The sequence below is a fragment of the Massilia sp. Root351 genome (assembly GCF_001425045.1).
In the GTDB taxonomy this organism is placed as follows: domain Bacteria; phylum Pseudomonadota; class Gammaproteobacteria; order Burkholderiales; family Burkholderiaceae_D; genus Rugamonas.
On record NZ_LMDJ01000035.1, the window covers coordinates 329,325 to 352,502 of the forward strand.

General features: G+C 67.7%; 22 protein-coding genes. 4 read left to right on the forward strand and 18 right to left on the reverse strand.

The annotated features are described in order from the left end of the window. Positions 1–37: 37 nt before the first annotated feature. Entirely contained in the window at positions 38–649 is a 612-nt protein-coding gene (locus ASD15_RS29845; protein ID WP_057158655.1) for a DUF6058 family natural product biosynthesis protein, read from the forward strand. Here the strand turns inward: ASD15_RS29845 and ASD15_RS29850 are convergent. Then, on the reverse strand, positions 636–995 hold the full coding sequence (locus tag ASD15_RS29850; RefSeq protein WP_057158656.1) for a DUF1428 domain-containing protein: 360 nt from the start codon (positions 993–995) through the stop codon (positions 636–638). The genes ASD15_RS29845 and ASD15_RS29850 overlap by 14 nt on opposite strands. A 96-nt stretch (positions 996–1,091) precedes the next feature. Then, positions 1,092–2,048: a transcriptional regulator FtrA gene (gene ftrA / locus ASD15_RS29855; protein WP_057158659.1), complete on the reverse strand. Its 957-nt coding sequence runs from the start codon at positions 2,046–2,048 to the stop codon at positions 1,092–1,094. A gap of 94 nt (positions 2,049–2,142) precedes the next feature. Here ftrA and ASD15_RS29860 point away from each other — a divergent pair, with 94 nt between their 5' ends. After that, positions 2,143–2,553, forward strand: coding sequence for a rhodanese-like domain-containing protein (locus tag ASD15_RS29860; RefSeq protein WP_057158733.1), 411 nt, complete (start codon positions 2,143–2,145; stop codon positions 2,551–2,553). Positions 2,554–2,586: 33 nt separating this feature from the next. On the opposite strand, the gene ASD15_RS29865 is transcribed toward ASD15_RS29860, so the two are convergent. Both ASD15_RS29865 and ASD15_RS29870 read right to left on the reverse strand, forming a co-directional pair. Then, positions 2,587–3,837 (reverse strand): triacylglycerol lipase, encoded by a 1,251-nt coding sequence (locus tag ASD15_RS29865; protein ID WP_057158660.1) that lies wholly within the window; start codon positions 3,835–3,837, stop codon positions 2,587–2,589. 12 nt (positions 3,838–3,849) lie between these two features. After that, entirely contained in the window at positions 3,850–4,449 is a 600-nt protein-coding gene (locus tag ASD15_RS29870) for a glutathione peroxidase (RefSeq protein WP_057158662.1), read from the reverse strand. Between the two features lie 134 nt (positions 4,450–4,583). Between ASD15_RS29870 and ASD15_RS29875 the strand changes: the two genes are divergently transcribed. Continuing rightward, positions 4,584–5,840: a PHB depolymerase family esterase gene (locus tag ASD15_RS29875; RefSeq protein ID WP_157201194.1), complete on the forward strand. Its 1,257-nt coding sequence runs from the start codon at positions 4,584–4,586 to the stop codon at positions 5,838–5,840. 9 nt (positions 5,841–5,849) lie between these two features. Continuing rightward, entirely contained in the window at positions 5,850–6,299 is a 450-nt protein-coding gene (locus tag ASD15_RS29880; protein ID WP_057158664.1) for a hypothetical protein, read from the forward strand. Here the strand turns inward: ASD15_RS29880 and gabD are convergent. The 14 genes from gabD to ASD15_RS29945 all read right to left on the reverse strand — a co-directional run. Then, a complete protein-coding gene (gabD, locus tag ASD15_RS29885; protein ID WP_057158667.1) occupies positions 6,296–7,747 on the reverse strand; it encodes an NADP-dependent succinate-semialdehyde dehydrogenase in 1,452 nt (483 codons plus the stop codon). The genes ASD15_RS29880 and gabD overlap by 4 nt on opposite strands. Positions 7,748–7,821: 74 nt before the next feature. Then, positions 7,822–8,634: a PPK2 family polyphosphate kinase gene (locus tag ASD15_RS29890; RefSeq protein WP_057158669.1), complete on the reverse strand. Its 813-nt coding sequence runs from the start codon at positions 8,632–8,634 to the stop codon at positions 7,822–7,824. Between the two features lie 46 nt (positions 8,635–8,680). After that, positions 8,681–9,634 (reverse strand): LysR substrate-binding domain-containing protein, encoded by a 954-nt coding sequence (locus ASD15_RS29895; protein ID WP_057158671.1) that lies wholly within the window; start codon positions 9,632–9,634, stop codon positions 8,681–8,683. Between the two features lie 25 nt (positions 9,635–9,659). Continuing rightward, complete coding sequence (locus ASD15_RS29900) at positions 9,660–10,445, reverse strand: SDR family oxidoreductase (RefSeq protein ID WP_200954117.1); 786 nt, start codon at positions 10,443–10,445, stop codon at positions 9,660–9,662. Positions 10,446–10,454: 9 nt separating this feature from the next. Then, complete coding sequence (gene araH, locus ASD15_RS29905; protein ID WP_057158673.1) at positions 10,455–11,498, reverse strand: L-arabinose ABC transporter permease AraH; 1,044 nt, start codon at positions 11,496–11,498, stop codon at positions 10,455–10,457. Further along, on the reverse strand, positions 11,495–13,027 hold the full coding sequence (gene araG, locus ASD15_RS29910; RefSeq protein WP_057158675.1) for an L-arabinose ABC transporter ATP-binding protein AraG: 1,533 nt from the start codon (positions 13,025–13,027) through the stop codon (positions 11,495–11,497). The genes araH and araG overlap by 4 nt, the downstream gene beginning before the upstream one ends. A gap of 1 nt (position 13,028) precedes the next feature. Continuing rightward, entirely contained in the window at positions 13,029–14,018 is a 990-nt protein-coding gene (locus ASD15_RS29915) for an arabinose ABC transporter substrate-binding protein (RefSeq protein ID WP_057158677.1), read from the reverse strand. A 39-nt stretch (positions 14,019–14,057) separates the two neighbouring features. Then, positions 14,058–14,984: an SMP-30/gluconolactonase/LRE family protein gene (locus tag ASD15_RS29920; RefSeq protein WP_057158679.1), complete on the reverse strand. Its 927-nt coding sequence runs from the start codon at positions 14,982–14,984 to the stop codon at positions 14,058–14,060. Then, positions 14,984–15,622: a 2-dehydro-3-deoxy-6-phosphogalactonate aldolase gene (locus ASD15_RS29925; RefSeq protein ID WP_057158680.1), complete on the reverse strand. Its 639-nt coding sequence runs from the start codon at positions 15,620–15,622 to the stop codon at positions 14,984–14,986. The genes ASD15_RS29920 and ASD15_RS29925 overlap by 1 nt, the downstream gene beginning before the upstream one ends. Then, positions 15,619–16,623 (reverse strand): 2-dehydro-3-deoxygalactonokinase, encoded by a 1,005-nt coding sequence (locus tag ASD15_RS29930; protein ID WP_057158682.1) that lies wholly within the window; start codon positions 16,621–16,623, stop codon positions 15,619–15,621. The genes ASD15_RS29925 and ASD15_RS29930 overlap by 4 nt, the downstream gene beginning before the upstream one ends. Then, positions 16,617–17,765: a galactonate dehydratase gene (dgoD, locus tag ASD15_RS29935; protein WP_057158735.1), complete on the reverse strand. Its 1,149-nt coding sequence runs from the start codon at positions 17,763–17,765 to the stop codon at positions 16,617–16,619. Before dgoD ends, ASD15_RS29930 begins: the two co-directional genes overlap by 7 nt. Positions 17,766–17,907: 142 nt before the next feature. After that, the gene (locus ASD15_RS29940; protein WP_057158684.1) at positions 17,908–20,280 is read right to left on the reverse strand and encodes a beta-galactosidase; all 2,373 of its coding nucleotides are present in this window, start codon (positions 20,278–20,280) and stop codon (positions 17,908–17,910) included. Further along, complete coding sequence (locus tag ASD15_RS33595; protein ID WP_267877845.1) at positions 20,281–20,406, reverse strand: hypothetical protein; 126 nt, start codon at positions 20,404–20,406, stop codon at positions 20,281–20,283. Between the two features lie 15 nt (positions 20,407–20,421). After that, positions 20,422–23,178 (reverse strand): TonB-dependent receptor (locus ASD15_RS29945; RefSeq protein ID WP_082552241.1); only part of this gene is annotated, 2,757 nt, incomplete at its 5' end.

Here is a 23,178-nt window from a genome sequence, read left to right on the forward strand (position 1 = left end):
GTACAGTGAGCGCCATCGATCACTGCGCGGAACAAACATGGAACTGATACGCTACCTGGAAGCAAATTATCTCAGCGAGGAACAGCTGCTCTCGACAAGCGGCCTGGACGCGGCCGGACTGATGGACCTGCAAGCGCGCAAGCTGATGCCGCGGCCTTCTTACACGCTGCAACTGGGTGTCGCCTGCGATTCCTGTTTCGGCGCGCATACGGAACAAAGCGGCGCGCGCTACTACGCGCAAGGCTGCGTAGCGTGGATCGGCGCGGTGCGCGCGCTGGCGCACGAAGAGGATGGCTTCAGGCTGTTTGCCGGGCGCTATCTGGCACGGCTGGAAGCGCTGGGCGGCGCGGCGCACCGGCCGGACCTGCGCGACGAATGGCGCCACTTCCTGAACGGCACCTACGGGCTGTGCACGCGCTCCGGACTGCCGGAGGACATCGCGGCCAAGGAGCTGGCCGCCGCCACCATCCGCAGCCTGTCGGCGGACGGCGTGGCCGAGCTGACAGGTGCGCAGCACGAGCGGCTGGTGGCGGCCATAGCCCTGCTGGACCTGGCCAGCTCGCCATTCGCCCCGCATGAACGCGCGCGCAGCTCGCGACACACACTAATCGACACGCTGCGTGCGCAGCTGGCCGCTACAAATCGATGATCATCTCGAAGCCGCCCCAGAACATGCGCTTGCCGTCGAACGGCAAGCTCTCCGGCTTCATCCAGTCGGCCAGGCGGGGGTCCTTCATCACCTTCTCGTTGACCTCGTCCCGCTTGGCGCGGGACTCATAAATAATCCACGAGAACACCACCGTTTCGCCCTCCTCCAGCTTCACGGCTTGCGGGAACGAAGTGTGCTCGCCCGGCTTCACATCGTCGCCCACGCACTCGCGATATTCGAGCGCGCCATACTCGCGCCAGATGGCGCCGCAAGCGTTGGACATCTTCTTGTACGCGTCCATATTGTTCAACGGTACCGGCAAAACAAATCCATCGACATAAGGCATGGCTGTCTCCTTCGGGGGTTGTGAACTTCCCAGATTAGGCCAAGCCCGCGTGCAACACAAGGCGCGCACGATAGCGCGGGATCAAAGGCGGTGCGGCTAAACGATGGCAGCGAAGCGGCGGCGGTAGGCGCCGGGGCTGGTGGCGGCAAGGCGGCGGAAGTGGTGGCGCAGCGACTCTTCGGAACCGAAGCCGGCGCGCTCGGCCACTTGCGCCAAGGGCACATCGGCCGCTTCCAGCAGGTCCTTGGCGATGGCGATGCGTTCGCGCGTGAGCCATTCGGCCGGCCCCATGCCGGTTGCATCCTGGAACTGGCGTTGCAGGGTGCGCGCGCTCATGGCCGCTTGCGCGGCCATCGATTTGACGGTGTGCGGCTGGGCCGGGTTGGCGCGCAGCCAGTCCATCAGGCGCGACAGGCGGCCCTGCTCGTCGTGCGCCATGGGGCGCGGCAGGAACTGGGCCTGGCCCCCCTCCCGGTGCGGCGCCACCACCAGGCGCTGCGCCACCAGGTTGCCGACGCGCGCGCCGTGGTCGCGCCGCACCAGGTGCAGCAGCATATCGATGCCGGCGGCGGAGCCGGCCGAGGTGATGATTTGGCCCTGGTCGACGTACAGGTCGTCCGGCCGCACCACCACGCGCGGGTGGCGGCGCGCCAGGCGCTCGGTATAGCGCCAGTGGGTGGTGGCGCGCAGGCCGTCCAGCACCCCGGCGGCGGCCAGCACAAACACGCCGGAGCAGATCGAGCACAGGCGCGCGCCGCGCGCATGGGCGGCGCGGATGGCGTCCAGCAGCGCTGGCGGCGGCGCTTCGTCGGCATCGCGCCAGCCGGGGATGACGATGGTGTCGGCCAGCGCCAGCAGTTCCGGCTGGTAAGGCGCCTGCACGGTGATGCCGCCCGCTGCGCGGATGGGGCCGGGCTCCACTGCGCACACCTTGAAGTCGTACCAGTCCACGCCCAGTTCAGGGCGCTCCAGCGCGAACAGTTCGACCACGCAGCCGAACTCGAAGGTGCACAGCCGGTCATAGGCCAGCGCGACGACAAGATGCTTTCTCATGGCGCAATCTTACTGCATATTGGCATATGCGCCACTGCCGGGCGCCGCCGGCAACTTCGATAATGGCCTCACCGCAACCAACAAGGAGTCCGTTATGTCGTTCGTCACCGAAACCGCCGCCGCCCCCAGCCGGCTCGCCCTGGCGCATTTTGAAGCGCAATTCAGATTCGAAACCGACTGCTGGGACGTGCACGACGCGCTCAGTACCGGGAAGCAGGATTTCGTACTGCTGGACGTGCGCGGCAGCGAAAAATACGCAGCCGGCCATGTGCCGGGCGCGGTGGACCTGGCGCACCGCAAGATCATCGGCTCGAAGATGGCGGCCTACCCGGACGGCACCTTGTTCGTGGTCTATTGCGCCGGGCCGCACTGCAACGGCGCCGCGCGGGCCGCCATCCGCCTGGCCAGGCTGGGCCTGCCCGTCAAACTGATGACAGGCGGCATCACCGGATGGCTGGATGAAGGTTTTTCGCTGGAGCGCTCCGCCCTCCCCGCCGCCGCGTAATTCCATGCGGGCCGCAGGGAGCCCACAACAAGACTACAGCCAGGCCAGCAGATGCATGGCGACTTGCGGGGCGTCCAGCAGTTCCATGTGGTTGACGCCGTACACGGTCGCCTGCCGTTCGGCGGGGATGTCGAGGCTGCGCTGCGGGTCAGGGTGCCGGCCGAGGGCGCTGGCCAGGGGGACCAGGCCGTCGCCCGCCAGCCGGCCGCTGAGCTGGTCCGCATCCTTGCCGATGGTGGCGGCGACGGCGTAGCAGGCCACGCCGGCTGGCAGCGGCACCGGTGCCGGCGGCGCGCCGCCGTGGGCAAAACGGTCGCGGCCGGCCCAGTCATCATCCAGCAAGCTGCCGTGGCGCAGGTCGGTGATGCCGGCGCTGCGCAGCTTGGCCAAGCGGGTGAAGGGCGCGGTGTAGGGCGTGAGTTCGGTCAGCAGGTGCACCCAGTTGCCGCCGCGCTCCAGCGGCGCGCCGTGGTGCGGCGAACCGAGGAAGACCAGCTTGCTCAGCCGCGCCAGCCAGCGGTGGCCGGCCTGCGCGCCGTAGTGACAGGCGCTGCGCGCCACCAGGCCGCCCATGCTGTGGCCGACGATCACCAGTTCTGCCACCGGCACTGGCCATTGCGCCAGCAGCGCTTCCAGCTTGTGGGCGAATTCGTCGCCGTTTTCGGAGATGTGGCGGCCGGTGTTGTAATGCAAATAGACCGGCGTATAGCCCCGTTCGCGCTCCAGCAGGGCGCCGTGGTCGTGGCTGTTGCGCCGCCATTGCAAGTCGTTCATGCACAGGCCGTGCGCCAGCACCAGGACACGGCTGCTCCACGCAGTTGCAGCCGCGCCCGGAGCGTCCGGCAAGGCCAGGAGCACGCCGGCGCGGCGCAACTGCATGGGGATGGCGAGAGGATTGTTGTCGCGCGCAAGCTGGTCGCCCAGCACGCCGTTCAGCGCGGCCAGGACGGCTTCCCGCCCGGACCAGCCGCTACGCTCGCCCAGCAGGGGCTGCAGGCGCGCCAGGGTGCGCTCCAGGCCGCCGCCGGCCAGTCCGGCCACGCCGCGCACGCTGCGGTAGACCAGCGCGCTTGCCCGCGCCAGCGGCCGGCCCACAGGCGCGGCGATATTGCCCAGCACGGCCATGTGCAGCGTCTCCGCCAGCTCGGCCACGCCGCCTACCGCGCTTGCCGCCAGGCGGGTTGCGCCGATCAGGTCGGCCACGCGGGACGATCCGGACGGCGCCACGGGCCGGACACGCGCCGCCGGGGCTGCCTTGGCCGGCTTGGCTGGCTTGGCGGCCATGGCGCGGGCCGCTTAGCCGCCCAGCGCCTTTTCCACCGCGCCGACCAGCTGCTTGTCTTCCGGCGTGACCTTGCTCGGGAAGCTCTCCACCACTTTGCCGTTGCGATCGATCAGGTACTTGTGGAAGTTCCAGGCCGGGCTCTTGCCGGTGGCTTTGATCAGGCTGGCGTACAAGGGATTGGCGGCCGTGCCGGACACCACTGTCTTGGCGAACATCGGGAACTTCACGCCATAGGTGTTGTAGCACAGGTCGGCAATTTCCTTGGCCGAACCCGGTTCCTGCTTGCCGAAGTCGTTCGACGGGAAGCCCAGCACCACCAGGCCCTTGCCGCTGTATTTGCCGTACAGCGCTTCCAGCCCCTCGTACTGCTTGGTGTAGCCGCAATAGCTGGCGGTATTGACCACCAGAATCACTTTGCCGGCGTACTGGCACAGGTCCTGCGGCGCCTCGTCCTGCAGGCGGTTGAACGACTGTTTCAGGATGGCCGGGCAGCTGGCGGCCGGTGCTGCAGCCGGCGCGGCGGCGGGAGCCGCCGGTTGCGCAGCGGCGGCAACGCATGCGAGCAGTCCCAGCGAGGACACAAAGGCGAAGGCGGCAGGTTTCTTGGACATGGTGGGTGCGCAATCTGATAAAAAAATCCATTCTATGCCAAAGCCATAAGCGCCGCACTATTGATGCAGATTAAACCCATGCCTGCGCCGCGCCAGCAAAATGGCCGTCTACTTTGCCATCGACGAGCTTTCCCATGCATCGCCTCCCCCGCTCACGCCGCGTATTGCACGTGGCGGTCCTGCTGGCACTGATCGGCATCGCGCTGCTACTGCTGCCGCTGCGCGCCCAGTTGCCCGGACTGCCGGCCATGCAGGCCTCCGACGTGTCGGTGTCGGGCCTGTCCTCCGGCGGCTACATGGCGGTCCAGTATGGCGTAGCCTATTCCACCAGCGTGAAGGGGGCGGGCGTGGTGGCGGGCGGTCCCTACAGCTGCTCGCGCGGCAGCGTGGACACCGCCACCACCCTGTGCAGCTGCACCGGCCTCGGCATGTGCCGGGTCAGCCCCGGCGGCACCAATGTGGCCGCGCTGGCCGCCCTCACCGAGCAATATGCCGCCGCCCGCAGCATCGATCCGGTTTCCAACCTTGCCGGCCAGCGCATCTGGCTGTTTTCCGGCACCGCCGACACCGTCGTGCCGCAAGCGGTCATGAACGACCTGCACGGCTACTACCGGCGCTTCATGGGGGCCGACAACATCAGCTACCGCAAGGACGTTGCCGCCCAGCATGCCATGCCCACCGACAGCGCCGGCAACGCCTGCGCCAGCCTGGGCTCGCCCTACATCAACAACTGCGGCGTCGACGCCGCCGGCCAGCTGCTGCAGTGGATTTACCCCGGCCTGGCGCCGCGCAGCGCCAGCGCCCCGGCCGGCCGCTTGCTGGAATTCGACCAGGGCCAATACCTGGCCGACCCCACCGCGCACGGCATGGCCGCCAGCGGCTTCCTGTACATCCCGCCCGCCTGCGACGGCGGCGGCAGCCAGGGCTGCAAGCTGCACGTGGCTTTCCACGGCTGCAAGCAGGACGCGCGCAGCATCGGCGATAAATTCATCCGCGACACCGGCTACCTGCGCTGGGCCGACAGCAACCGCATCCTGGTGCTGTTCCCGCAAGCGGCGCCGGTATTTCCGCTGGCCAACCCGAACGCCTGCTGGGACTGGTTCAACTACGACGACGCCAATTTCGCCCGCAAGAACGGCCGCCAGATGGCTGCCGTGAAGGCCATGGCGGACCGGCTGACCGGCGGCGGCGCCGCGCCGCCGCCGCCCGGCGACGCGGTCTGCTTCACCGCCAGCAATCCCGACCATGTGCTCGCCGGCCGCGCCTACGAGCGTTTCTTCTTCGCGTATGCGCAGGGATCAGGCCAGAGCATGGGCCTGAACAGCCTGTTCGTGCGCACCACGCTGCGGCGCACCGCGCCCAGCCATTTCGTCGTAGGCAGTTGCCCATAGGAGATCGCCATGTTTCCCCTGTTCTGGAATCTATCGCCGCAGTTTTTCCTGCCGTGGAGCGGCAGTGTAAGGCAGGACATCGAGCTGGACCGGTTTTTCAACGCGATCCCGCGCTCGGCCGGCGATGGCGACATCGAGGAAGCGGCGTTCAAGCGCGCGTCCTATGGCAGCCAGCTGGGCTGGATCACGGAAGTGCTGCTGGAAACCATGAAGGATGTGCCGGCGGACGAGAAAAGTCCGCTCGGCAAGCTGCGCCTGGCCAACGCCGACATCCAGCGCATGAAGCTGCAGCGACGCTACCTGGCGCCGGGAGAGCTGAGCGGCGAACTGATCGCCGACTATCTGCGCACGCTGCGCACCCAGGACCGCGCGCGCTATGAAGCGGTAAGCCAGCAGTTGCTGCACTTGCTGCAGCCGGCGGCGAGCGCCGCGCCCGCCACCGTCATGCCGGACGCTTAAATGCCGCCCAGGCAGATGTACTTGATGACCAGGTAGTCTTCCATGCCGTACACCGACCCTTCGCGGCCCAGGCCGGATTGCTTGACGCCGCCGAAGGGCGCGATTTCATTGGAAATCAAGCCGGTGTTCACGCCCACCATGCCCGATTCCAGACCTTCCGCCACGCGCCAGATGCGGCCGATGTCGCGCGAGTAGAAATAGCTGGCCAGGCCGAACTCGGTGCTGTTGGCCAGCGCCACGGCTTCGTCGTCGGTGTGGAAACGGAACAGCGGCGCCAGCGGGCCGAAGGTTTCCTCGTCGGACACGCGCATGGCCGGCGTCACGTCGGCGATCACGGTCGGCTCGAAGAAGCTGTGGCCCAGCGCGTGGCGCTTGCCGCCCAACAACAGGCGGCCGCCCTTGGCCAGCGCGTCGGCCACGTGCTCTTCCACCTTCTGCACGGCCTTGCCGTCGATCAGCGGGCCTTGCGTCACGCCCGGCTCGGTGCCCGCGCCCACTTTCAGCTTGGACACGGCCGCCACGAACTTCTCGGCGAAGGCTTCATACACGCCGTCCTGCACGTAGATGCGGTTGGCGCAGACGCAAGTCTGGCCGGCGTTGCGGTACTTGGAGGCGATGGCGCCTTCCACCGCAGCGTCCAGGTCGGCGTCGTCGAACACGATGAAGGGCGCGTTGCCGCCCAGCTCCAGCGACAATTTCTTGATCGTGGGCGCGCACTGCTCCATCAGCAGGCGGCCCACCCCGGTCGAGCCGGTGAAGGTCAGCTTGCGCACGATGGGGTTGCCGGTCATTTCAGCGCCGATTTCACGCGGCGAACCGGTCACCACGCTGAACACCCCCGGCGGCACGCCGGCGCGCTCGGCCAGCACGGCCAGCGCCAGCGCCGAGAACGGCGTCGCTTCGGCCGGCTTCAGCACCATGGGGCAGCCCGCCGCCAGCGCCGGGCCGGCCTTGCGGGTGATCATGGCGGCCGGGAAGTTCCACGGCGTGATGGCGGCGCATACGCCGATCGGCTCCTTGGTGACGATCAGGCGGCGGTCCGGCCATGGCGACGCCAGGGTGTCGCCGGCGACGCGCTTGCCCTCTTCGGCGAACCATTCGATGAAGGAGGCGCCGAAGATCACCTCGCCCTTGGACTCGGCCAGCGGCTTGCCCTGCTCGGTGGTCATCAGCAGTGCCAGGTCGTCCACGTTCTCCACGATCAGGTCGGACCATTTGCGCAGCACGGCGGCGCGCTCCTTGGCGGTTTTCTTGCGCCAGGCCGGCCAGGCGGCGTTGGCCGCTTCGATGGCACGGCGCGTTTCGGCGGCGCCGCAGTCCGGAATGGTGCCGATCTGTTCGCCGTTGGCGGGGTTGGTCACTGCGTGCGTCTTGCCGCTGTCGGCATCGGTCCACTCGCCGTTGATGTAGGCTTGCTGGCGCAGCAGGGTGGGATCTTTCAATTGCATAGCGGGTCTCCGTGCATAGTGAATATCATTGCCTACTATGCCACAGAGCCGGCGCGCGTGCAGGAAGCCGGCGCTTACTTGATCTTCAGCGCCAGCAGGGCCGGATCGGGCTTGGGCCAGGCCAGCTTCAGGCTATCCAGCGTCTCCAGCAGCAGCGAGGCGATGGCCAGGTTGCGGTGCGGCTTGGAGTCGGCCGGAACCACGTACCAGGGCGCGTGATCGGCGTCAGTGGCCCGCATGGCGTCCTCGTAGGCGCGCTGGAACGCGGTCCACTTCTTGCGCTGCTCGAAATCGGCCGGGTCCAGCTTCCACTGCTTGGCAGGGTCGTCCAGGCGCGCCTGCAGCCGCGCGCGCTGCTCGTCCTTGGAGATGTGCAGGAAGACCTTGATGATGGTGGTGCCGGTTTCGGCCAGCATGCGCTCGAAATCGCGGATATGGGCGTAGCGGCGCTTGCATTCCTTGGCGTCTACCATGCCCAGCACGCGGGTGATCAGCACATCCTCGTAGTGGCTGCGGTTGAACACCACCATCTCCCCTTTGGCGGGCGCCTGGCGGTGCACGCGCCACAGGAAGTCGTGGCCGGCCTCGATCTCCGTCGGCGCCTTGAAGGACACGGCACGCAAGCCGACCGGGTTGATGGCGCCGAACAGGCTGCGGATGGCGCCGTCCTTGCCGGAAGTGTCCATGCCCTGCAGCACCAGCAGCACCTTGTGCTTGCCCTGCGCGTGCAGCATGGGCTGCAGTTCGGCGATGCGCTCCAGCAGGCGCTGGGCGGCGTCCTTGGTGTCCTGCTTGTCCGCATTTCCCTTGTCCAGGGGCTGGCGCGCGGCGTCGGCATCGCGCAGCTTCACATCGGTGGCAAGACGAAAAAGTTCGCGGGCTTTCATGGCGAGGCCTCTTTATGCTGAAGCCGCCAGACTAGCAGATCGGCGCTCAGGTCCGCGCCGGATAGCGCAGCGCGGCCACTTCGCGCACGGTGGCCAGCATGGCCTCGGCGCCCGGCGACAGCTGGTGCTGGCGGCGCGTGACGATCCCATACAAATCCATGCGCAGGCCCAGCTCATACGGCAGCACCACCAGCAGCCCCGCGTCCAGATAGGGCCGCACCAGCTCCTCCGGCAAGGCCGCCACCATGCGGCTGCCGCTGAGCAGGTTGGTCACCACCGGCAGCGCCAGCGTCTCCACCGTTTCCGACGGCGGCTCCAGGCCCTGCGACAGGAACAGGGCGGTGAGGCGGTCGCGCAGGATGCTGCCGGCCGGCGGCAGGACCCAGCCTTCGCGCGACAAATCCGCCAGCTGCAGGTCCTTGCGGCCGGCCAGCGGATGGCCCGCGCCGGCGATCACGCTGTGCGGTTCGTCCGTCAGCGGCTCGAAATTCAGTTCGGCGGTCAGCGCCGTGTCCAGGATGCGGCCGATCACCAGGTCCAGTTCGCCGGCGCGCAGGCGCTCCGCCAGCACCTTGCTGGTGTCGACCGTGATGGCCACCTGCAAGCGCGCGTTGCGGCTCTTGATCAATTTCACGGCGTCCGTCACCAGCCCAGCCGACGGTGTCAGCACGGTGCCCAGCGCCACCCGGCCGCTCAAGCCGGACAGCAGCTCCATCACTTCCTGGTGGGCCGCGTCCATCTCGGCCAGCGCCGCGCTGGCGCGCCGTATCATCACTTCGCCGTACCAGGTCGGCACCACGCCGCGCGGCAGGCGCTCGAATAGCTGGACGTTGAGGGCGTGTTCAAGCTCGCCCAGCAGCTTGGAAGCGGCGGGTTGCGTCAGGTTGGCGGCTTGTGCGGCGTGCAGGATGGAGCCATGCCGGCCCAGTTCTACCAACAGAACCAGGTGGCGCGTCTTCAGGTGTGAACGGACAAATCGGTCGGAGCGTGGATCGGGCATGCAGGCCTATGGCGGCAAAAAGTCATCAGTCATGATAGATCTGTGACCTTCCACCGTCAATCAGGATGTCCGTGGCGTTGATAAAACGGGCCTCGTCGCTGGCCAGGAACAACGCCGTGTAAGCCACTTCGCGCGGTTCGCCGATGCGCCGGCAAGGCAGCAGGGCCGCCTGCCTGGCGCGTTCGGCCTGCGGGTCGGGGCAGGAATCCAGCCAGGCCACGACGTTCTCCGTCATGACCAGGCCCGGTGAAATCGAGTTTACGCGGATGCCGCGCGCGGCGTACTCAATCCCCAGCGAGCGGGTAAGGCCGATCAGCGCGTGCTTGGCCACCGGGTAGGGGAAGGAGCCCGGGATGATCTTGTGGCCGTGCACCGAGGCGATGTTGACCACGCTGCCGCCGCCCTGCGCCAGCATGTGCGGCAGCGCAGCACGGGTGGCGTTCCAGGCGCCTTCCAGGTCCACCGCAAAGCAGCGCTGCCACTGGTCGTCGCTCATTTCCAGCGGGTCGGTGAACATATTCATGCCCGCGTTGTTTACGACAATATCGATGCGGCCGAAGCGGGCCACCGCCTGCCCGGCCAGCGCCTGCATGGCGGCCTTGTCGGACACGTCGCCCTGCACGAACAGCGTGCGCGCCGGATCCAACTGCGCGCGCATGGCGGCGGCGGCATCGTCGTCGCGGTGGCTGTTGAGCACCACCAGCGCGCCCTCCTGCGCGAACAGGCGCGCCACCGCCGCTCCGATGCCCAGCGTGGAGCCGGTGACGATGGCGACCTTGTCCTGGACCCTGCCCTGTATGCGGGAAGCCATGGCCGCCGCTTAGTCGCGGTGGCCGCTGGCGCCGCGCGTCTTGAGCTGGTCCAGCAGCACGGCGGCCAGCAGGATCAGGCCGCGCACCAGGTACTGGTAGAACGCGTCCACGTTCATCAGGTTCATGACGTTTTCCACGGTGCCCATGATCAGCACGCCCACCAGCACGCCGATGATGCGCGCTTTGCCGCCCTGCAGGGATACGCCGCCCAGCACGCAGGCCGAAATCACATCGAGCTCGAAACCCTGCGCCGCGTTGGGCTGGCCGCTGGTGATGCGCGAGGCCAGGATAAGGCCCGCCATCGCGGTGACCAGGCCTTGCAGCAGGAAGATCCATACGCGCAGCTTCTCCACCTTCACCCCCGCCAGGCGCGCCGCCTCCGGGTTGCCGCCCACGGCCAGCGTGTTGCGGCCGAACACGGTGTGGTTCAGCAGCACGCCGAAGATCAGGAAGCAGGCCGCCACCACCAGCACCGGCAACGGCATGCCGAACACGCGCGCGTCGCCGAAACTGATGAAGGTTTCATCGGCGATGCCCACCGCCTGGCCTTGCGAGGCGATGAAGGCCAGGCCGCGCACCATCAGCATGGTGGCCAGCGTGGCGATCAGCGCGTTGATGCGCAGGTAGGCGATCAGCACGCCGTTGCCGGCGCCGATCAGGGCGCCGGCCAGCAGGCCGCCGCCGACGGCGACCACCACGCTGCCGGTGCGTTCCAGCAGCATGGCGCCCAGCACGCCGGAGAAGGCGATGGTGGAGCCGACCGACAGGTCGAAGTCGCGCGAGGCCAGGCACAACATCATGGTGCAGGCCACCATGCCGATCTGCGCCACCGACAGCATCAGGCCGACCACGTTCCCGGCCGAGAAGAAGTTTTCAACCGTCAGCGCCAGCACGGTGAACAGGGCGATGTACAGCAGCGGCATGCTGTAGTCGGCCAGCCAGGCGTGCTTGCGGTGGCTGGCTGCGACGGCTGGCGCGGCAGCGGTGGCTGGAGCTGCCGCGGAGGCTGGCGCATCCGGCGCGGCGGATGGGGGGGAACTGAGGCTGTTCATTGCAAACTCCGGGATGGGGTGTTGTCGGTGGTGTCCACTGCGTCGGGCAGCGCCAGGCGCAGCACGGCGGTTTCGCTGGCGTCGGCGCGGGACAGTTCGCCGCTGATGCGGCCTTCGCGCATGACCAGCACGCGGTCGGCCACGCCCAGCACTTCCGGCAGGTCGCTGGAGATGACGATGACGCAGCAGCCGCGTTCGGCCACTTCATGGATGATGCGGTAGATCTCGTTGCGCGCGCCGACGTCGATGCCGCGCGTGGGCTCGTCCAGGATCAGCACTTTCAGGTCCGGCTCGGCCAGCCAGCGCGCCAGGATCACCTTCTGCTGGTTGCCGCCGGAGAGCAGGCGGATTTCCTGCTCGCGGCTGGGGGTCTTGATGCGCAGGCGGCGGATGAAATCGTCGGCCCGCGCCGCCTCCTGCTTGTGGCGCAGGAACAGGCCGCCCAGCAGGTTGTTGCGGCGGCAGCTGATGTTGATGTTCTCGGCCACCGAGGCGCGCGCCAGGATGCCCTGTTCCTTGCGGTCCTCCGGGCACAGCACGATGCCGGCCGCGATGGCGGCCGACGGGCCGCCGGCGGGAACGGCTTTCCCGTCCAGCAGCACCTGGCCGGCGCTGCGGCGGTCGGCGCCGTACAGCAGGCGCATCAATTCGCTGCGGCCGGCGCCCACCAGGCCGAAGAAGCCCAGCACTTCGCCGCCGCGCACGCTGAAGCTGGCCGGGCCGTCCAGCGCCGCGCCGTCCAGGCCGCGCACCGACAGGCGCTCGCCGTGCGCCGGGCGGATGCGGTAGTCGTAGATGTCGTTCACCTGGCGGCCCACCATGTCGGCGATCAGGCGTTCGCGCGGCACGTCGGCCATCACCGGGTGGGTGACGATCTTGCGGCCGTCGCGGAAGATGGTGCAGGTGTCGCACAGCGCGTACAGCTCTTCCAGGCGGTGCGAAATGTAGATGATGGTGCGGCCGGCCTCGCGCAGTTCGCGCACCAGCCGGAACAGCACTTCGCTTTCGCGGTGCGACAGGCTGCTGGTCGGCTCGTCGAAGGCGATCACTTGCGCGTCCTGCATCAGGGCCTTGCAGATCTCCACCATCTGGCGCTGCGCGATGGACAGGTCGGCCAGGCGCGCGGCCGGGTCCAGGTCCACGCCCAGTTCGGCCAGGCGGCTGGTCACCAGCTGCTGCGCGGCCTTGTGGTCCACCAGGCCAAAACGCGTGGGCAGGCGGCCCAGCAGCACGTTCTCGGCCACCGTCAGCTCGGGCACGTACTGCAGCTCCTGGTGGATCACGGCCACGCCGGCGGCGATCGCGTCCGCCGCCGAGGTGAAGTGGCGCTCCTTGCCGGCCACCAGCAGGCGGCCGCCGTCCGGCTTGTACTGGCCGCCGAGGATTTTCAGCAGCGTCGATTTACCGGCGCCGTTCTCGCCCAGCAGGCCATGCACGGTGCCGGCCCGGGCTTCGAAGCTCACGCCGTTCAGTGCCTTCACGCCGGGGAAGACTTTGCTGACGTCTTCAAATTGCAGGTAGGCCGACACTTCAGCCTCCGGCTTTCACCAGCTCGGCCTGATTTTTGCGCGTCATCAGCGTGCCCTTGGTCAGCGTCACCGCTGCCGGCGGCTGGTTGGCGGTGATCCACTGGTGCATCAGCAGCGACGTTTCGTAGCCGTGCCGCTTGGGGCTGATCTGCACGGTGCCGTAGAAGCCGGTGGCAGCCGGCTTGGCGAACTCGTTCAGCGCGGTCTTGCTGCCGCCGATGCCGATGCCGATCATGGAATCGGCGCGCAGGCCGCGTCCTTCGGCGGCGCGCACCGCGCCCAGCACCGCTTCGTCGTTCAGGCCGAAGGCCACCCAGCGCTTGAAGCGGGCCTGCTTGGTGAGCGCGATGTTGGCCGCGTTGAACGCGCTTTCGGTGTCGGTACGGCTTTGCGGCGCATCGACGATGTTCGCCGCCGGGAAGCCGGCTTCCTTTAGCGCGTCCACCGCGCCCTGGGTGCGCTCCTTGGCCGTCGGCAGCTGGTCGTAGGCGATGCGCAGCGCGCCCACTTCCTCCGGCTTCCAGCCGCGCGCCTTCATTTCCTCGGCCAGGCCCTGGCCGACCTGGCGGCCGATCTCGTAGCCCGAAATACCCATGTGCGGAATGCTGGCGATAGGCTTGCCGGCGCCGTCCACCAGGCGGTCGTCCACCGACATCACTTTCAGGTTCTGGCGCCTGGCCTGGCGTTCGACCGCCGCGCCCAGTTTCACGTCCGGCGCGCAGATGATGAAGCCTTGCGCTTTTTGCGCGGCCAGGTTGTCGATCGCGGCCATCATTTTTTCACCATTCGGCACGCCGATCTTCACCAGCGTGAAGCCTTTTTCCTTGGCTGCCTGCTCGGCGAAGCGCCATTCATCCTGGAACCACGGCTCCTCGGCCTGCTTGACCAGGAAACCGATCTTGACCGGGTCGGCCGCCTGCGCGGTGTGCGCAGTGAAGGCGGCGGCGGCCAGCGTTGCTGTCAGGGCTGCTGCGAGTAGTTTGATCTTCATGCGTGTCTCCAGTTGGTCCGGTTGGTGATGTTTTTTTGATTATGTTTTTATATCGTCGAACAAGGCATCGGGCAGGCCGCGCGCGCCCCCGCCGTCAATCACATGCATGCCGCCGGCAGCGCCCACCAGCAGCTGGTTCAATTCGGGGCCGCCGAAGGCGGGACGGATGGGGTGCGATGAGGCTAGCGCTGTGCTGCGCAGCGCGCTGCCGTCCGGCGCGTACTGCACCAGGCGGCCGACGCCGGCGGCGCTGCCGGCAGCCTGCGCGCTCCACACGCAGCCGGCGCTGTCGATGGTGGCGCCGAGCGGCTCGCCATCGGCCAGTTCGGCGAACAGGCGCACATTGGCCACGCGCGCGGCGCCGGCGTCGTAGTCGCACTGCTGGATGCGGCGCGTGGACGCGTCGCTGAAGTACATGATGCGCCCGTCCGGACTGAAACAGATGCTGTGCGCGGCGGCCACCGTGGGCAGCGCCAGGCGGCGCAGGCCGTGCTGCGAGGAGTACTGGTAAAAACTGCCGATGGCGGTGCCGCCCATGGTCCGGCTGGGGGCGGCCGCGGTGCCGAATACGAAATTGCCGGCGCGGTCCGTGCTGCCGTCGCTGATGGCGGTGCGCGGCTCGGCCGGGTCCACCGCCACGGCAGGCTGCGGCGGACGCCGCCCCAGCCCTTCCAGCGGCGGCACGGCCAGATCGGCGAAGCAGAGCCACTTGGCCTGCGCCAGCAGCACGCGGCCGGACTGGCAAAATGCAAAGGCGGTGACGGAATCGGGCAGCCGGCTGCGCAAGGGCGCGGCGGTTTTGGTTCCGGCATGGGCGCCAGCGGCGTTCCACAAGTACAGCGCGGCGCTGTCCGGATCGGTCCACCACCAGCGGTCCGCGTGCCAGCGCAGAGCCGCCACGTGGGCGTCAGGCGCTACCGCCTTCGCCACACCGGCGGCCACGTGCTGGCGCGCGGCGGCGTCCATCAGCTACGCCATGCGCGCACAAAGGCGCGGGCACGTTCGCCGACTTCCGCCGCGCTCAGGCCAGGCTGGTACAGCGCACCGCCCAGGCCGAAGCCCGCCACGCCGGCGGCGCGGTACGGCGCCATGCCTTCCGGCGTGATGCCGCCAACCGGCAGCAGGCGCAGCGTGGGCGGCAGCACGGCGCGCATGGCGCGCACCAGGGTGGGGGTGATCAGTTCGGCCGGGAACAGCTTGACCGCGTCCGCGCCCGCGTGCACGGCGGCGAAAGCTTCGGTCGGCGTGGCGGCGCCGGGCACGCAGAACATGCCGGCCGCCTTGGCGGCGCGGATCACCTCGGTGTCCGCGTGCGGCATCACGATCAACTGGCCGCCGGCATTTTTCACCTCCTGCACCGCCTGCACGCTCAGCACGGTGCCGGCGCCCAGCAGCGCGTCGGCCGGCAGGCTGCGCGACAGCAGTTCGATGGATTCGAGCGGCTGCGGCGAATTGAGCGGCACTTCTATCATGCGGAAGCCCGCTTCGTAGAGCGCCGCGCCGACTTCTTCGGCTTCCTGCGGTCGCAGGCCCCGCAGGATGGCGACCAGGGGCAGCGCATCGAACGCGCTGGCGAATAAGGATGGGGTCGAAGATGGGGTCATGCTGCATTCTCCTTAACGACGCCGGCGGCTTGCGCCAGGCTTAACAGGCCCGCAGGCGCGGTGTTGTCCAAGACCAGGGCCGGCACGCCGCTGTAGCGCTGAAGCGCCAGCTGGTAGCGCGCGCACAGCGCCGGGCTGCCGACCAGCGCCAGCGGGGCGTGGTCGAGTTTTGCCTCGGCGCGCCAGTCGAGGCCGGCGCGCAGCTCGTGGCCGATCAGCAGGCCGGACAGGTAATCGGCCAGCGCCGAGGTGGGCATGCGCCCGGTGACGCCCAGACTGCGGGCGGAGAAGATCTGGTGGCTCATGCCGAGGTGGCCGGCGTCGCGCGCCATTTCCACGCCTTCGCAATAGGCCTCTTCGTCAAAGGAGCCGGCGTCTTTCGCTTCCGGCATCAGCCGGCCCAGCACCGAATGCTGGCGCAGCACCGCGTACAGCTCGCCCGTCATGTGGGTGGCGAAGCGTTCCACGCGGCCGCCGCGCACTTGTGCCCATTTCGAATGGGTACCGGGCAGCACGATGCAAGCCTGTTCCCGCAGTTCGGCACGCCGCTGCAGCGCGCCGACGATCTGGGTTTCCTCGCCGCGCATCAGGTCCGGCGGCAAGCCGCCGCCCTCCTTCAGCAGGCCGGGAATGATCAGGGCCGCGCCGTCCGGCGTGCGGCGCATGCCGGACGCCAGCGCCTGCGCGTCCGCCGGGCAGGCGGCGTAAGGCACGTCCACCCAGCCGTACTGGCTGCCGACCATGCCGCAGGCCAGCACCGGAAGGTCGGGACGGGCACGCATCCAGTCGCCCGCCGCTTGGTCCAGCACCGCCGCATAAGCCGCCGCGCCGGACAAGGTGGCCGCGCCCTGCGCCGTGGCGCGTTCCACCAGCGCCAGCCCGTCGGCGCCGACCAGGAAGGCGCGCAAGCCGGTGCTGCCCCAGTCGATGCCGATCAGGCGCGCCGCCGCCAATGCGGCCGCGTTGCCATCGGCGTTCCCCGGCGTGGCCGCGCTTACCATTCCGCCACGCTCCCGTCGAAGTGGCGCCACAGCGGATTGGCCCAGTCGGGGGCGTTCTTGCTGGCTTCGATCACGCGCTGCTCGTCCACTTCAACGCCCAGGCCCGGCTTGGGCAGCGGCTTGATGTAGCCTTTTTCGAGGTGGAAGTCCTCCTTGTTGAGCACATAGTCCAGCACTTCGCCGCCCTTGTTGTAGTGGATGCCCATGCTCTGCTCCTGCAGCACGGCGTTGTGCGACACGAAGTCCACCTGCAGGCACGCGGCCAGCGCGACGGGGCCCAGCGGGCAGTGCGGCGCCAGCGCGATGTCGTAGGCCTCGGCCATGGCGGCGATCTTCACGCATTCGGTGATGCCGCCGGCGTGCGACAGGTCCGGCTGCACGATGGACAAGCCGCCGGCGTGGAACACGTTCTTGAATTCGAAGCGCGAGTACATGCGCTCGCCGGCCGCCAGCGGAATCGAGGTCGACTCGGCCAGGCGCGGATAGTACTCGGCCTGCTCGGCCAGTACCGGCTCTTCGACGAACAGCGGGCGGTAAGGCTCCAGCGCGCGCAGCAGCACCTTGGCCATCGGCGCGGCCACGCGGCCGTGGAAGTCGATGCCGAACTCGATCTCGTTGCCGAAGGCGCCGCGAATCTCGGCAATGCGGCCCACTGCCGCGTCGACGGCGGCGGCGCTGTCGATGATGCCGAACTCCTCGGTGCCATTCATCTTGAAAGTGTCGAAGCCGGCTTTGCGCAGCGCGCGGATGCCTTCGATCACGTCGGACGGACGGTCGCCGCCTACCCAGCTATAGGTTTTCATGCGGTCGCGCACCAGGCCGCCCAGCAGTTCATACACCGGCACGCCCAGGGCCTTGCCCTTGATGTCCCACAGCGCCTGGTCGATGCCGGCCATGGCGCTCATCAGGATGGCGCCGCCGCGGTAGAAACCGCCCCGGTACATCACCTGCCACAAATCGTTGATACGGCGCGGATCCTGGCCGATCAGGTATTGCGCATACTCCTGCACCGCCGTCTCGACGGTGCGGGCCTTGCCTTCAATGACGGGTTCGCCCCAGCCCACGATGCCTTCGTCGGTCTCGATCTTGAGCAGCATCCAGCGCGGTGGAATACGGTAGGTAGTCAGCTTGGTAATTTTCATGGCGGTCAAAGAAGGGGTGATGGTTTGACGCCAGTCTAGCGCGCATAGCTAGCGCGTAAATATGTAATGTTTGCGCGAACGTATGCCGATTTGGCATATGTGGAGCGCCGGAGGATGGCCGCCATCCCCCGGCGCCGGCGCGCTACTCGCTGACCAGTTTGTCTGCGACGTACACGCGGTATTGCTTGATGCGGCCGGTGACCGTATCGGGGCCCTGGCGCGGCGTATAGCGCATGCCGGCCACCGCCACCCGCTGGCCAAGGTCGATGATCAGCCGGTGCGGATGCGCGGCGCCGGCCGCCGCCGCGCCGGCATATGCGGTATGCCAGTGGTCCGAGGCCTGCCCGTTGATGGCGTTGAGGGCCGAACCGTCCTCCTTCTTCAGCTCCTCGCTGCTGACGTAGGCGATGGTCCAGGATTGCTGGTTGAGCGTCTTGCCGTCCTTGCCCAGCAATGAAATCTCCGCCGCCGCCGCGTACTGCTTGCCGTCAAAGGCATCCAGCGATTCGAGGCAGAACTGGCGCCCCGCCACCGGCGCGGCAAACAGCACATCCTGGGTGGCGCCGCCGGCCGCGAATTCGCCGGCACCGGCCGGGACCACATCCGCCAGCGCCGGCCTGACGGTGCTGGGCGGGCGCGCCAGGTCCAGCTCGGGATTGAGCTGGTCCAGGATAGGCTCGGTGAGGCCGGCCATGCGCGCGCTGCGCGGGCCGGTCAGGTCCAGCACCACCACGTCGTTGCGGCCCTTGCGGATCCACGGACCGGGCAGGTACATGGTCTGGGTCGGGCCTATGCTCCAGTAGCGTCCCAGGCAGCGGCCGTTGATCCAGACTATGCCCTGGCCCCAGCTGGACATGTCGAGGAAGGTGTCGGCCTGCCGGGCGGCGTCAAAGCCGCCGCGCCAGAATGCCGGCCCCTGCGCGCGCCCGGCCTTGAACGCCAGCGGCGGCAGCGTGCCATCGGCGTCGAAGTCGATGGCGCGGATTTCCCAGTTCTCCAGCGCCTGCGCGGCGCCGCCCTTGACGGTGAACGTCACCGGACCGTGCAGGCCCTTGCGGTCGTGGACCTCCAGGCCGAAGTTGACCCGCGCGATGGTGTACAGCAGGATCTCCACCGTCACGGGCTTGCTGCGCGCCGGAACGGCCACCGAGAAACGCCGGTGGCGCGTATCCATCGTGCCAAGCTGTTTGCCGTCGATGTACACCCATGCCAGGTCGCGCACCTTGGCCGCGGCAAGCAGGCCCGCCGGTCCTGCAGGCAGCTGCACGCGGTAGGCCACCAGCCCGCGGCTGATGTCGTACTGTTCCATCGGTTCCGGCGAAACCGCCTTGATCGCGCGCGCAGGCAGGTTGGCAAACACCGCCGCCGACTCCTTCAGTGCGAATGGGCCTATCGCCATGACGGGATTGCGGGCCGGCGGCTCCGGCAGCACTTCGCCCGGCGCCAGGAACGGGCGCATGCCTTCGCGGTAGGCCTTGAACTTGGCGCCCACCCATCCGGCCTCGCTGATCGGCGCGTCGTAGTCGTAGCTGGTGGTGTCGGGCCTGAACGGACGGTCGCAACCGCCCCACAGGCCGAAGGTGGTGCCGCCATGGGCCATGTACAGGCTGAACGAACCGTTCGCCTCCAGCATGGCCTGGATATCGATGACGGCCTTCGCATTGTCGCCCCGGCGGTGCGGGTTGCCCCAGGTGTCGAACCAGCCCGAGTAATATTCGCCGCACATCAGCGGTCCGCGCTGCACCTTGGCCAGCTCCTTGAAGCCGGCGGCGGGATCGCTGCCGAAATTGGCCACCGAGAACAGCTCGGGGATATGTGTCTTGACCACCGCGTTGGTGGGATTGCACTGGAACAGCGGCACATCGAACCCGGCATCGAGCAGCGCCTGGCGCATCACGCGCATGTACTCCAGGTCTTCGCCGAAGAAACCGTACTCGTTCTCAACCTGCACCATCAGGATGGGACCGCCCTGCGTCGCCTGCATCGGCGCCAGCACGCGGCCCACTTCGCGCAGGTAGCGCCGCGCCGGATCGACAAAGGCCGGGTCGCGGGTGCGCAGATAGGCATCGCCCGGATGCTTCTTGAGCAGCCACCACGGCAGGCCGCCCATTTCCCATTCGGCGCAAGCGTATGGGCCGGGGCGCAGGATCACCCACAGTCCCTCTTTTTGAGCCAGGCGGCAGAACTCGGCCGCATCGCGCTGGCCGCTCCAGTCGTATTTCCCCTCACGCCATTCGTGGTAGTTCCAGAACAGGTAGGCGCACACGGTATTCAGGCCCATGGCCTTGATCGCTTGCAGGCGGTGCTGCCAGTATTCGCGCGGCACGCGCGCGAAGTGCATTTCGCCGCAGCGGATCTGCAGCGGCTTGCCATCGAGCAGAAAGTCGCTGGCGCCGATGGCAAAGCGCGGCGACGCGGCGCCCTGGGCGAGAGCGCGCATGGGCAGCAGCGCGCCGCCGGCGGCGGCGGCGGCGCCTTGCAGCAGGCGGCGGCGGGGCAGGTTCGCGCGCGCCATTTAGAACGCCATCCTCAGGCCGACGTTGACCCGGCGGCCCACGTCTTCCAGTGTCAGGAACTGGGACTCGTTCAGCGCGTACTCGTGCATGCGCGAGTTGCCCAGGTTGATGGCGTCTGCATACAACGATGGCGCTGTTGATCAGGATGCGCATGGAGTCGACCGGGTCTTCACCGAGCAGGTGGATCGGTTGACCCGGCGGCCCACGTCTTCCAGTGTCAGGAACTGGGACTCGTTCAGCGCGTACTCGTGCATGCGCGAGTTGCCCAGGTTGATGGCGTCTGCATACAGCGACATCTTGGGCGTGATGTTGTAGCGCAGGCTGGCGTCGGTCTGGCCGTAAGCGGCGCGGTTGCGCGGCATGGTGCTGCCRCCGCCGCAGTCCACCGAGAAGTGGTTGCGCCAGTTGTAGCTCACGCGGGCCGAGAACTTGCTGTTCTCATAGAAGATCGAGCCGTTGTACGACTGCGGCGACAGGCCGGGGTAGCCGCAAGCGGACGGRCCGCCGTTGCGGCTTGCCTGCGCATCGACGTAGGTGTAGTTGGCGGCCACGCCGAAGCCCTGCAGCCAGGGGATTGCGGTGTCGAAGGCATACTGGCCGGCCAGCTCCAGGCCCTTGATCTTGCCCGACTGCCCGTTGCGCACGCGCGTGTCGTGCACCACTTCCGTGTATTGCGGAATCCGCAGGTCCACCAGCTGGGTTTCCAGGAAGTTGGAGACCTTTTTCTGGAACAGCGCGGCGCTGACGTAGTTGGTCTTCGACAGATACCATTCGTAGGACACGTCGAGGTTCTTCGACTCCATCGGCTTCAGGTAGGGATTGCCGCCGCCGGTCTGCACGTCGCCAAAGCGGCCGCCGTACCAGTTGTCCACGCCCATCTGGTTCAGGGTCGGGCGGGTTTCGGTCTTGGAGGCGCCCAGGCGCAGCAGCATGTCGCTGSTCAGGTCGAACTTCAGGTTGGCCGACGGCAGCACGCTGTTGTAGCTGTTGCTCACGGTGGTGGTGCTGGCCGGGCCGTAGTTCAGGATATAGGTGGTGTCGTTCGGGCTCTTGGTCGCCGACAGCAAGGTGCGGCTGATGCCGGTGGAGGCCGAGTTCACGTGCACCACGCGCACGCCCGCGTTGGCGGACCAGCCCTCGCCTTCCCATTTCGAGTCCACGAAGAAGCTCGATACCTTCTCCTTCACGCCCCACATGTTCGGCTTGGTGTAGTCGATCGCCATCGGGCCGTTCGGGAACCTGGTCTTGTCCGAGTACAGTGCCGGATCGTTCGACTGGGCCAGCAGCGCGGGCTGGTTCAGGTAGTTCATGTAGGCGTACGGGTCGAAGCTCAGATACGCATCCGGCATCTTCACGTCCGCSCCCATGAACTTGTCCATCGGCGTGACCGTAAACAGCGACGACGGCAGCGCCACGTGGTAGCCGCTGAAGGCGTTCCACGAATCGCTGTTCCACTGGCTGCGGCCCACACTGCGCTGCGAATAGGCGACGCCCGAATCGACGCCTTTGAAGTAGCCCATCTCGTGGTTCCAGGACAGGTTCATGCGCCCTTCATGCAGCTTGTCGCTGTTGCGGATGTCGCCGTACGACACCGCGTGCGCGCGCACGGCGGTCGGGTCGGCAATGCCGTCGCCGAAGGTGATGCTGGGGGTACCGTTGAAGGACAGCACGTCGCCGTTTTTCGGCACCATGCCGGCCACGATCCACATGTCCGGCGACTGGGAACTGGTGCGGGAACTCGACACGTCCGCCTCCAGCTTCCACTCCGGCGCCAGCGCCCACCTGGAGTTCAGGCCGAAGGCGCGCGTGGTCGACAGGCGGTCGCCGCCCTTGACGATCATGTCGTTGGAGTTGGCCTCGCCCAGCAGCTTGCCGCTGCCGGCGATGGCGGGATTGTTGGCGTAGAAGGTGGCGCCGGGACGCAGGAAACTGGTGATCTGGTTGTTGGAATCGTACTTCACGCCCARCTGCTGCGGGTTGTTCCAGTCGCTGAAGGCGATCACCGCGTTTTCCTGGTCCAGGCGGGAATACAGGGCGTCGGCGGTCAGCTTCCAGGTCGGCGACGGGTTGTATTGCACCGTCAGGTTGCCGACCAGGCGCTTGCGGGTTTCGTTCTCCTGCTGGAAGCCGTAGCTTTGCGGGATGTACAGCTTCCTGGTGGTCACGTCGGCCATGGTCAACCCCTTGGAGTTGAGGTCGCCGTTGATCATGTTCACGTCGCGGTAGTTCCAGGCGTCGGTGACGGCCTTGTTCTGCTTGGACTTGCGGTCGGTGAAGGACAGCGAGCCGGTCACGCCGAAGGTGCGTTCCTCGTTGGCGAAGGAGTACATGCCGCTGGCGTTGGGCGTGTGCTTCCGGGAATTGGAGTCCCAGGAATCGGACACGTTGAGCACCGAGGAGTGGCCGGTCTTGCCGGACAGCGGGCGCGCGGTCTGGATATCGACCGTGGAGCCGATGCCGCCYTCTGGCAGGAAGGGCTGCGAGGTCTTGTAGACCAGCGCTTTCGAGATCAGGTCGGAGGACAGCAGGTCGAAGGAGAACTCGCGGCCGCCGGTGTCGCTGGTCATGGTGCGGCCATTCACCAGCACGTTGTTGAACTCCGGCCCCAGGCCGCGCACCGAGATGTAGCGCCCCTCGCCGTTGTTGCGCTGGATCTGCACGCCGGTCACGCGCTGCAGCGATTCGGCGATGTTCGTGTCCGGGAACTTGCCGGCGTCTTCGGCCGACACGGCGTCCACCACGCCGTCCTGCATGCGCTTGGTGGTCAGGGATGAGGACAGCGAGGCGCGGATGCCGCTGACGATGACCTTGGCGCCGGCCTCCACCGGTTCGGCTGCGGTTTGCGCGGACGCGGAACCCGCCACCAGCATTTCGGCGATGAGCGCCGCCAGTACGGT